Source organism: Flavobacterium sp. AJR, assembly GCF_002156885.1.
GTDB lineage: Bacteria > Bacteroidota > Bacteroidia > Flavobacteriales > Flavobacteriaceae > Flavobacterium.
Window position 1 is genome coordinate 15,813 of the sequence record NZ_NCWQ01000057.1, and the last position, 11,949, is coordinate 27,761.

The 11,949-nt window shown below is 33.1% G+C and carries 9 protein-coding genes; 7 read left to right on the forward strand and 2 right to left on the reverse strand.

What is annotated here, in order from left to right; all coding sequences use genetic code 11:
- Position 1 precedes the first annotated feature (1 nt).
- The 4 genes from B8T70_RS15345 to B8T70_RS15360 all read left to right on the forward strand — a co-directional run bounded on the left by B8T70_RS15345 (position 2) and on the right by B8T70_RS15360 (position 5,207).
- A complete protein-coding gene (locus tag B8T70_RS15345) occupies positions 2-2,017 on the forward strand; it encodes a heavy metal translocating P-type ATPase (RefSeq protein ID WP_086895393.1) in 2,016 nt (671 codons plus the stop codon).
- A 123-nt stretch (positions 2,018-2,140) separates the two neighbouring features.
- Positions 2,141-2,362 carry a heavy-metal-associated domain-containing protein gene (locus B8T70_RS15350; protein ID WP_039112086.1) on the forward strand — a complete coding sequence of 74 codons (222 nt, stop codon included), beginning with the start codon at positions 2,141-2,143 and terminating at the stop codon, positions 2,360-2,362.
- A gap of 343 nt (positions 2,363-2,705) precedes the next feature.
- Positions 2,706-3,656 carry a heavy metal-binding domain-containing protein gene (locus tag B8T70_RS15355; RefSeq protein WP_242667495.1) on the forward strand — a complete coding sequence of 317 codons (951 nt, stop codon included), beginning with the start codon at positions 2,706-2,708 and terminating at the stop codon, positions 3,654-3,656.
- Between the two features lie 522 nt (positions 3,657-4,178).
- Complete coding sequence (locus B8T70_RS15360) at positions 4,179-5,207, forward strand: rod shape-determining protein (protein ID WP_039112085.1); 1,029 nt, start codon at positions 4,179-4,181, stop codon at positions 5,205-5,207.
- Between the two features lie 77 nt (positions 5,208-5,284).
- On the opposite strand, the gene B8T70_RS15365 is transcribed toward B8T70_RS15360, so the two are convergent.
- Positions 5,285-6,826 carry a hypothetical protein gene (locus B8T70_RS15365; protein WP_086895394.1) on the reverse strand — a complete coding sequence of 514 codons (1,542 nt, stop codon included), beginning with the start codon at positions 6,824-6,826 and terminating at the stop codon, positions 5,285-5,287.
- A 436-nt stretch (positions 6,827-7,262) separates the two neighbouring features.
- The gene (locus B8T70_RS15370; RefSeq protein ID WP_086895395.1) at positions 7,263-8,000 is read right to left on the reverse strand and encodes a hypothetical protein; all 738 of its coding nucleotides are present in this window, start codon (positions 7,998-8,000) and stop codon (positions 7,263-7,265) included.
- Positions 8,001-8,357: 357 nt separating this feature from the next.
- Between B8T70_RS15370 and B8T70_RS15375 the strand changes: the two genes are divergently transcribed.
- From B8T70_RS15375 to B8T70_RS15385, 3 genes are all read left to right on the forward strand, one after another.
- Positions 8,358-8,852: a hypothetical protein gene (locus B8T70_RS15375; protein WP_086895396.1), complete on the forward strand. Its 495-nt coding sequence runs from the start codon at positions 8,358-8,360 to the stop codon at positions 8,850-8,852.
- Between the two features lie 96 nt (positions 8,853-8,948).
- Positions 8,949-10,130 (forward strand): MFS transporter, encoded by a 1,182-nt coding sequence (locus B8T70_RS15380; RefSeq protein ID WP_086895397.1) that lies wholly within the window; start codon positions 8,949-8,951, stop codon positions 10,128-10,130.
- A 431-nt stretch (positions 10,131-10,561) separates the two neighbouring features.
- On the forward strand, positions 10,562-11,836 hold the full coding sequence (locus B8T70_RS15385) for a histidine-type phosphatase (RefSeq protein WP_086895398.1): 1,275 nt from the start codon (positions 10,562-10,564) through the stop codon (positions 11,834-11,836).
- Positions 11,837-11,949: the final 113 nt, after the last annotated feature.

Genomic DNA, 11,949 nt, shown 5'->3' on the forward strand with positions numbered 1-11,949 from the left:
TATGTCAAAGCAATGCTGCACCACGGATAATCATGTAAAACCTCAAAAAAAAGAGGTGCACCCACATCAGTGCGATATTACTAAAAAAGATCATAATCATGCGCATGACCATAGTCACGGACACGATCATGATCATAGCCACGACCTCGAAGGCAAAACGGCATTTCAGTTATTTTTGCCTGCCATTATATCTCTCTCGTTATTGTTAATTGCAATAGCTTTGGATAATTATTTTCTGCAACCTTGGTTTACTGGCTGGGTAAAATTAGCATGGTACATCATAGCTTATATTCCTGTTGGGTTACCGGTTATTAAAGAAGCGATTGAGAGTATACGCTACAAAGATTTCTTTTCAGAATTCTTTCTTATGGTTATTGCCACACTTGGTGCTTTTGCCATAGGCGAATATCCCGAAGCTGTAGCTGTTATGTTGTTTTATGCAGTAGGCGAGGTGTTCCAAACACTTGCTGTATCTCGTGCCAAAGGAAATATAAAATCACTACTGGATCAACGCCCAGATGAAGTTACTATACTCAAAGAAAATAAAACGGTTATTATAAAAGCTGAGGATGCAAGAATAGGAGATCTCATTCAGCTAAAACCAGGAGAAAAATTAGGACTAGACGGCGAACTGGTTTCGGAAAGTACCTCATTTAACACTGCTGCCCTCACGGGAGAAAGTAAACCCGACACGAAATCTAAAGGCGAAACTGTATTGGCAGGTATGATTAACGGTAGCACTATAAGTTTAGTAAGAGTAACCACAGCCTATTCGGATAGTAAACTTAGTAAAATATTGGAGCTGGTACAGAATGCAACGGCCCAAAAAGCACCTACGGAATTGTTCATTCGTAAGTTTGCCAAAGTATACACACCTATTATCGTATTGCTTTCTATAGCTATTACGTTGTTGCCAGCAATATTTGTAGATAATTATGTCTTTAGTGAGTGGTTGTACAGAGCATTAGTATTCTTAGTTATTTCTTGTCCTTGTGCCTTGGTAATTTCTATTCCTTTAGGTTATTTTGGAGGTATTGGAGCAGCAAGTCATAATGGTATATTATTTAAAGGTTCTAACTTTTTGGATATTCTTGCCAATATTCAGAATGTTGTAATTGATAAAACAGGAACAATGACCGAAGGCGTTTTTAAAGTTCAGGAAGTAATTATAAAACCCGAGTTTAATAAAGACGAAATCCTTAAAATGGTCAATGCGCTCGAAAGTCAAAGCACACATCCTGTCGCAACTGCCATTCATGACTATGTTGGCGAGATAGACAATACCATCAATTTAGTAGGGACGGAAGAAATAGCCGGACACGGACTAAAATCGACTGTAAACGGAAAAGAATTGCTTGTTGGTAATTTTAAGTTACTTGATAAATTCAATATCAGTCATGATGCCAACACAGCAAACATTGTGTACACGGTTATTGCTATTGCTTACGATGGGAAATTTGTAGGCTATCTGACAATCTCAGACAGCATTAAAGTTGATGCAAAAAAAGCAATCGATAAGTTACATAGTATGAATATAAAAGTTACTATGCTCAGCGGTGATAAAAGTGCTGTTGTAGATCACGTTGCCAAACAATTAGGAATAGATAATGCTTACGGAGATTTACTACCAGAAGACAAAGTGAATAAAGTAAAAGAAATCAAAGCCAGTAATGGTAGTGTAGCTTTTGTGGGCGATGGTGTAAACGATGCTCCAGTAATTGCTCTGAGTGATGCAGGAATTGCAATGGGAGGTCTAGGAAGTGATGCAGCCATAGAAACTGCCGATGTGGTAATCCAAGATGATATGCCATCAAAAATTGCAATGGCAATAAATATTGGTAAACAAACCAAAAAAATAGTCTGGCAAAACATCATACTGGCATTTTCTATAAAAGCCATTGTACTTATACTCGGAGCAGGCGGACTTGCTACCATGTGGGAAGCTGTATTTGCCGATGTAGGAGTTGCGCTATTGGCTATACTAAATGCTGTTAGAATTCAAAAGATGAAATTTTAAAGAAGATATAAGATCTCCCTTAATCAGTAAATATCACAAATCAAATAAGGAATATTGTAAACGTATTGAGGCATTATGGACGGAAATTTGTGGTATCAAATAATTATTAAAGTATCAATTAAAATGGAAAATAAAAATCTTCAATTTAAAACAACCCTTAATTGTGGTGGATGTGTAGCAAAAGTAAAATCTGATTTAGACAATGCCCAAGGTATTGGCGAATGGAATGTAGACACTGATAATGCCGACAAAATCCTTACAGTGCAATCAGAAGGAGCAACAGAAGACGAAATCGTTGCTATCATCAAAAGTAAAGGTTTTAAAGCGGAACCTTTATCTGTTTAGTATTGTAAATACACCTTATTCCAAAAGAGGTTAAAAGCAAAAAGTCAATATTATTACAGTTATGCAGTTTGGAAAGAGCTCGATACCATATCGGGCTCTTTCTTTTTAGTTCTTAAATTCTATTTTAATCATAGCGCACGGTTTCAACCATGCGATACGAATTATGATAATACATTGCGCTCCAGCGGTTAAAACCGTTGCAATATTTATAAGATATTTTTTTGTTCGCAATCCATTATCTGTAAATGTCACAAATAAAACTAGAAAAAGTGTAATGATTAGATTCTAAGAAACATAGAACTTTGTAACTGGTAATAAAGCCTTTAAAATAATTAAAAATAGTATGAATAAACTAAAAATTTTATTGCTCGGAACAGCATCTATTGCTATGCTATCCGCTTGTAATAATACAGGAAAGAAACAAAACACATCAGATATGGATATACATCAGCACGCTAATGAAGAAGCTAATTATGTTTGCCCTATGCATCCTGAAGTAACAGGAAAAAAAGGAGAAAAATGTTCAAAATGCGGAATGGAATTAGAACCTTCAGCAGCAAAGAAAGATAGGTTTTTTGATGTTAAGTTATCTAGTAATCCTGAAGTAATTCAGGCTGGAAAACCAACAAATCTATCAATCTCAGTTACCGAAGATGGTAAAAATGTAACAATGGATGTAGTACACGAAATGAAGATGCATCTTTTGGTTATGAATGAAGAATTAACATGGTTTGATCATATACACCCAAAAGAACAAGCTGATGGTACTTATAGTGTTTCCGAGACATTTCCGGGTGGAGGCAAATATTTATTATTTACCGATTACAAACCAGTTGGTGCGTCTGGTAACGTCAAAATGATGGAAGTTGAAGTAAAAGGAACTCCTTTGGATATACCAAAAACGGCAACAGAAAAACTAGTATCTAAAGTTGATAATTATACAGTTACATTAACTAACGGAAATGATTTAAAAACAGACAGAGGTCAGTTACTAAAATTTACTGTAGAAAAAGGGGGTAAGAAACTAGAGGAGAAAGATATTGAACAGTATCTTGGAGCAAGCGCTCATATTGTAATGGTTGCTAAAGAAACTAAAGACTTCCTGCATATTCATCCAATATCTGATAAAAACTTCCCAATTTACGCAGAGACTCAAGTTAAAAAAGCGGGTATTTATAGAATGTGGGTACAGTTTAAAATAGATGGTAAACTTCATACAGCAGATTTTACAGTAAATGTTTCTGAAGGTCCTAAAGCTACAGGCGATAATCATGATAAACATGCTCACCACTAAAAGCAAACTGGCTATCCAATAAAATAATTTATTTTGCTGTATAGATAAAGTACTGTAAGTGTTGCTGGAAATTTATTTAAGTATTGCTAAAATTTTTAGCGAATACAATAAAAATCTTTTAACCATAATAGGAAAAAATAAGTGAATATAAGTACTCCTAATCGGCGTAAACTTAAATGACCTTACTTCTCTTATTATGGTTATTTTTTTGCTGTAATATTAATTTCATGAATCTAACTATGTAACTTAATGCTTTAAATTGGCAGATAGATACCCCTGTAAATCATGAGTATAAACCAATCCTTACAAAAAATTTGATAATTAACACTAAGAAAATATTAAATAATTTAATAAAAACAAATCATCATAATAATCATATCTTTTGTTCTACCTTAGTATAAGAATGATTTAGTGCCTTTTAACTAGATTCCATCCTTAAACATATTTAATTGCCGCATTTGAATTTTATTTTTTGCAGAAAATAAAGCCGCAACAATAACCGTTCTTAAACAAAACAATATTATGGGCTTATTTGATTTTATGATGGTGGAGATAGCTATGGATTTAGGAACAGCTAATACTTTAATAATATATAACGGAAAAATCGTTGTTGACAGTCCTTCTATTGTAGCCAGAGATATTAGAAACGGAAAAATTATCGCTGTAGGCAAGGAAGCCAGTTTAATGCAGGGAAAGACACACGAAAATATTAAAACAATCCGACCACTTAAGGATGGGGTTATTGCCGATTTTGATGCCTCTGAAAAAATGATTAGTTGGTTTATAAAAAATATACCTGAACTAAAGAAAAGTTTTTTCACTCCCGCATTACGAATGGTTGTGTGTATTCCGAGTGGTATTACCGAGGTCGAAATGAGAGCCGTAAAAGAATCCTGTGAACGGGTAAACGGGAAAGAAGTATTTTTAATTCATGAGCCTATGGCTGCTGCCATCGGAATTGGTTTAGATGTGATGCTCCCAAAGGGAAATCTTATTGTTGATATCGGCGGAGGAACCACCGAAATTGCAGTTATTGCACTTGGAGGAATAATTTGTGACAAATCGATAAAAATTGCAGGAGATGTTTTTACCAATGATATCTTGTATTATATGAGAACACAACATAATTTGTATATCGGAGATGCTTCTGCAGAGATGATAAAAATCGAGGTTGGCGCTGCAATGGAAGAACTTGAGGAAGCTCCTGATGATATGTTGGTTCGTGGAAGAGATTTACTTACAGGGAAACCAAAAGAAATAAAAGTAAGCTATAGGGAGATTGCAAAAGCATTGGATAAATCAATACAAAGAATTGAAGATGCAATAATGGTAACACTTTCATTAACACCACCAGAACTTTCTGCCGACATTTATAATACCGGATTATATCTGGCAGGAGGAGGCGCAATGTTACGCGGTCTTGATAAAAGAATATCTCAGAAGACCGATTTACCAGTATATATTGCAGAAGATCCGTTAAGAGCCGTGGTTATTGGTACCGGAACTGTCTTAAAAGATATAGCTAAGTATAAAAGCGTACTTATAAAATAGTAGGAGTCAAAAAAAAATCATACAATACCATAATTTTATGACGTTGTATGATTTTTTTTAAAACTTCTTAAGAATTTTTAATTCTCACAGAAAGAACCTATTTGTTTTAAATGTTTCTCTGTTTGGTATTTATTAAAGTTATCCCATTTAGGAGGGAAGTTTGTTTTTTGTCCGTACATAGAATCCAAGCAAACATTATTGTCTTTGTATTTATCATGTAAGACAGCCAAAATTTTAAAGAAGAATTCATCTAACATTATGATAGCATCAAATTCAGCTTTTAGCATATTATAATTACTATCAGCAGGATTTAATACTTGCAATAAATTTAAAACTTCATTCTTTTCATCTTCATTAATTTCAGTTAAATAACCCGTTTTTAAAGTTCTAAAAACTAGATTATTCCATGCTTTACTATCATGTCCCCATTGTACATCGGGTAAGTTTAAAGAATGCTCACAAATTAAAATTATAGAAAAAAGAACATCATTTAAGTACTGCGCTGGAAACTCATCAAAACTTCTGAATTCAAAACCACTTTGGTACATTTTTTCCTGATTAAAATCAAGACCAACTTCCGAAAGCATTTCATATTCCATATCAGCTTCAACCTGATCACGCCACCAAACATTTTCTTCTTTTTCAAATTTTAGTAATTTTCTAAAATCATCTACTTTATAGGTCAGAATTTTTCCCTTTGGCATTGCTTTATTATAAGTTCCTACACCTATATATCGAGACATTGCATTGCGCATAGAACCCAAAGTAAATTTTTTGTCCATGCTATAAGTATCACTTATCACCCCCATAATATCAGGACTTCCAAGAGTAGCTATAAAAAATGGCTCAAACCATTGCAACAAATAAATAGCATTGGCATGTGTTTTTTCAAATTCATTATAATCTACAATTCTGCTATCTTCTGTTAATGAAGGCAAAGTAATATGAAAATGGTACGTTCCGTTATTAAACAAAACCAAATTTTCCTGATTGGTCATAAACATATTAAGACCATTGTTATAATCCGGAAAGTTTAATTTTCCGTTTAATACACGTGATTCATTAATTTTATCAATGAATAACTTTTTGGTAGCTTTTAGTTCTTTGCACGAATCGGCTATTGTTCTGTTTTCAAAATATTTAGTTACAAATTCGATAGAATCACCGTCAAAATGAACAGAACCCATTGTTTTGTTTCTTTGGGTAATCATACTCTGAATATTGTACGGTTGATCCTCAAGGAAAAGTTCCATGATAGATTTTCCAAGATAATCAGGATTATCAAGTGGTTCTGCGATCACCTCACCATTTTCAGTATCAATTAATGGCTTTATTGGTGATAATGTTTTGTGTTGATAGTTTATATCAAGTTTTTCCAGAGAATGACTATTCATCATTCGGCTTACTTTATAGCTTTCATTTAATCCAAAAGCTTTTTTTAAAATAGGAGCCAGGCTTTCTGGTTTATAGCATTTTCTATAATCAATACTGTATTTCTCAAATCCAATTTTTTCTTGTATAAATTCACCAGAAACTATTAGGGGGTCTTCAAATTGCAAATAGGTTTCGTTTTCTAATCCAATTCCCCAATAATATTTTTTTGTCTGATTGTCTTTCATTTATACTAATTTTCTTTTTTATGGTTGATAATACTTTTTTTAAGATGATACTTTTTATCCGCAAACAAGAGTCTAATCAGTTTAAATTAGACACAAGAAACCTTGTAACGGATTGAGCATCATTGTTGCCTCCATTATAAAAGTTTTCGTTTACTTTTAAAAATATAGGAAAATATATTTTAGATTTTTTGTACTTGTAGCGACTGATGAATTGAAAAAAAACTAAAATTTTATAATAAGGTTATAAAATTACTATTGTTATTAATCACTTTTATATCAATAATTTAAGCATAAGGATAGCTTAATTACAACTTTTGCTATTCCTAGTATTTTCTAAGTTGCAAAAGTAGTGAATTGTTTTATCATTTCCAAGTTGTTAACATATTGAAAATCAATATGCTTTTTTTGGATTTAAAAATAAAGTGCAAAAGTTTTTTTATTCATGGTAATAAAACACATAAGAGGAATATAACTCATCATTCCACCAATCTTTTCTAACCTCAGAAAAGTAATTATAATTTAGCTTTCCTGCTTGTGATTGCAGCGGATACACTACCACATCATTCTCACGATATGCCTTATGTAAATCTGTTTCGGGAACAACAGGAACTATATGTCCAGACAGTCCTTTTTCTCTTCTTTTGGCACAAATCATTCCGATTCCACCATTTGTATTTACTTTTTCCTGAATTTCATCAACAGAAAACATTCTTTTCCAACCAAAACTGGCTCCCCATTGTAAAAACCAGTCGTGTATTGCACTAGAATAAATGCGATCTACGGTTTGCTCAAAAACAGCTTCCACATCTTGTCCGTTCAATATTTTATCCAGAGCTTCATCAGTCCACCAAACCGTAGGAAGATAAACTTTAGAAAAATAACAATAATCGTAGGAGTACACATTACAATAAGTATCTTCTACAGTTCTTTGATATCTAACATTTTTTTCAACATCTAATTTATCTATCAGTCGGGCAATACTTTCTTTTTTACTAGCAACATCCGTTAAATCTCTATACGGAATGCTAGAATCATAAAGAGGTGTTTCCTTCATTTCCATAGAATCTAACCTGGATTCTGGATTGGGTAATAAATCAGCTTTTATTATTTTATTATTCGGTATAGGATTATCCTCTAAAGGTAATGATGCTATTGATATGGTATTTTGTTCCATCTTGACTGCTTAAAATTAATCGGCTTAACCTACTCAAATTTACTATTCGTGTAATCGGGTTTTATCACCAAAAAAGTAAATATAAGTATTTTTAACTTTTTAAACGGTTATAGAAACGTACAAATTATGAAAACATTAGGATTAATTTGGTTAGCATGATTACATATAATACTTTAAATATAGTAATTATGTCTGGGCAACTTTAATTCTTTTCTTATCAATGATAATTAATGTTTTATTATTAATTTTATAGTATATACAGCTATTAATTAATTTTAATGCTCCGAGTGAAACGAACAAACGCAGTAATTGTAAATCAAGTTATTTCACATTGATAACCTATAAATCAATTTAGCCATGCATTTAAAAGGAAAAGAAAAACACTTCTGGAGAAGCAACTTTGATATTGGAAATCTTGCTGCTATACCAACAGAAATAGATGGTTATAAGGCTATTGATACCGAACTCGATGATGACTTTTTGTTTACAATGACATCTAGAATCCCATCTATTCATCGGCTTTATTTTAAATTTAATCTCATAACCGATGAAGGAGTAAGGCATATTAGTAACATTAAAAACTTACGGGAACTTACTTTAAGAGAGCATGAAAAGATCACAAACAAATCTATACCATATCTTAATAAATTAGTCGATTTAGAATACTTAGATATCTTAAAAACAGAAATTCATTTAGAAGATTTACTGGGATTATTTAACCTTCAAAAATTAAAAGAATTGTACGTTTCTTCCGAAAACATTGATAGAGAATACCTTCTGGAACACGTTATTACAATGAAAGAAATACTGCCTAATTGTGTTTTGTATATCAATTATGAGACTTATGAATAGCTTATAATTTAAACTGTTTTTACATAACAACTTCTTCAACTATCCGTTAGTTTGAGGTTAGAGTTTTGCCTATCTTTGCATTTCTAAAAATACCTCATGAATTCCCCTGTAAAAGCCGTTCATCCAATCTATAATCTTCAGTTTGGATTAGTATGTTTAAGTTCCTTACTCTTTTCTGCTAGTTTTAATATGCTAATTCCTGAACTTCCAGAATATTTAAGTAATATGGGTGGAGCAGAATATAAAGGATTAATTGTTGCGCTTTTTACATTAACAGCCGGAATTTCAAGACCATTCAGTGGTCGGTTAACTGATACATTAGGAAGAGTTCCTGTTATGGCAGTCGGATCAATTGTATGCTTTGTTTGCGGAATTCTCTATCCAATTTTAGGAACGGTTTCAGGATTTTTATTCTTGCGACTAATTCACGGATTTTCTACAGGATTTAAACCTACAGCAACAGCAGCTTATGTTGCCGATATTGTTCCTAGAGAACGTTGGGGCGAAGCGTTGGGTTTACATGGTCTTTGTTTTTCTATCGGAATGGCATTAGGGCCAGCCATTGGAAGTACAATTAAGATATATTCATCCATGAACATGCTTTTTTATGCATCTTCCGTTTTTGCACTTTTGTCTATCGTCATTTTAATGAATATGAAAGAAACGTTGAAATACAAACAGCGTTTTAGCTTGCATATCCTAAAGATTTCCAGAAAAGATATTATTGCTGTCGAAGTTTTACCAGCAGCCATAGTAACATTCCTTTCTTATATGGCATATGGAGTCATACTTACATTAATACCCGATTGGAGTCAGCATTTAGGAATAACCAACAAAGGCCTATTCTTTATGGTTTTTACAATTACATCAGTAATGATTCGTTTTGGAGCAGGAAAAGCTTCTGATAAATATGGTCGTTTACATTTAATAGGAATCGGACTTATCTTTTTAATAATATCACTCATCATTGTTGGATTTTCAACCTCAATTAGCGGACTTCTAGTAGGAGCAGCAATTTACGGAATTGCCACAGGAATTGTTTCGCCTGCACTAAATGCCTGGACAGTCGATATGAGTTTTGCAGATCATAGAGGTAAAGCCATGGCAACTATGTACATTGCCCTTGAAGCAGGAATTGGTCTTGGCGCACTTGTTGCCGGATGGATGTATCAGGATGTAATTGCAAACATTCCGATGCTTATGTACGCCAGTGCAACAATGGTTTTTCTTGCACTTGGATATGTTTGGATGCGATTGCGAAAAGCTGAAAAAGTCTAATTTTTTCATAACGTCAAATAGTACTTACAATACCGCTTATTTAATCATTTCTCGTTGCTTCGATTTTAGCGAAGTGTATTTTCATGCACCACAATTTTATTAAACCACTAATTTGTATTCTCGACAAAGATTGTCTATAAGGGAACGCAGATGACACTGATTCGCTAAAGCGAAAACACAGATAAACGCAGATTTTCTCTCATCCCGCAATGTCGTTAAGTTAATAGATTTTATATTTTACGCAGTTTCACACATCTGAAATCAATCCCTACGCTTCGGGATGTTAGTCAAAAATCTTAAATCTTTTTATCATTTCCCCTTAACTTAGTGACATTTCCCAACGGGTTGTTAATGATAATTTAATGACCTAAATAACCGCAATTATTTTCTAGTATTTACAATATATTTACTTCGCAAAAAACTAAACCAAAATGAAAAAAATCCGTTTATCATTATTATTTACGCTAGCTAATTTGTCTGTTATTTTAGCCCAAGCTACCCAACAAGAATTATTTGATACTCTCGAAAAAACTGCTGGTGTACATTATGCTTATCCAGATAAGGATATTGTAGCTTATACACCAGTACCAAAAGGATATGAGGCATTTTATATCAGTCATTTTGGGCGACATGGTTCCCGTTATTTAATAAGTGATAATGATTATAAAGATGTAATCAACCTATTTGAAGATGCTAATAAATATGGAGCATTATCTTCTTTAGGGAAAGATGCTCTAAAACGATTACAAGAACTTTGGACAGAAGTAGAATTTAGAGGTGGCGATCTTTCGCCTTTAGGACAAAGAGAACAAAGAGGAATCGCTGAACGTATGTATGCACATTATCCAAAAGTTTTTGCAAAAGATGCTCAAGTAGAAGCCAGTGCCACAACAGTTGTGCGTGTTGTACTAAGTATGGATGCTTTTAGCGAACGTATTAAAGAACTTAATCCAAGCCTGCAAATTTCTCGAAATGCGGGTATTAAATGGCAACAGTATTTAAACTATCATACAAAAGAAGCAATTGCTTTTAGATCTGCTAAAGACACATGGAAAGAAGAATTCCTAAAATTTGAAGCCAAACATACAAACCCACATCGTTTGGTAAATTCTCTATTTTCTGATACTGATTATATCGTTAAAAAAGTAAATCCTGACGACCTCATGAAAAAGTTATTTGCCATAGCAGGAGGGATGCAAAATACCGAAACAAAACTATCATTTTATGATTTATTCGAAAAACAGGAATTGTTTGACCTATGGCAAAGTGGCAACTATCGCTTATATGTAAACGATGCAAACTCAGCCCTTAATAACGGAATCATGTTTGAAAACCAAAAACCTACATTAAAAAATATTCTGGAAAGTGCCAATAAAATAATTGCTTCTAAAGGAAAAGGAGCAACTCTACGTTTTGCACATGATGGTAATATAATTCCGTTGGCGATGTTACTTCATTTAGACGGAAGTTATAATAGTATCTCAGATCCTGCTAAATTTTATGAAGCTTGGAGCAACTTTAAAGTAGCACCTATGGCTGGTAACATACAAATTGTATTTTTCAGAAAATCAAAATCTGATGATATTCTTGTAAAATTCCTTCTGCACGAAAAAGAAATCCTTGTTCCAACTATACAAACAGATAAAGCACCATATTATCATTGGAAAGATGTAGAAGCATATTATAAGAGTTTGCTCGCTAGTTAAAACAATACAATCAATTAAAACGGATTTTCTATCTATGATATTTTAAAAAATCCGTTTTTAATCCGCGTTTTTACTTTTGTAAATCCGTATCATCCGCGTTCCTTTCGCAAAGA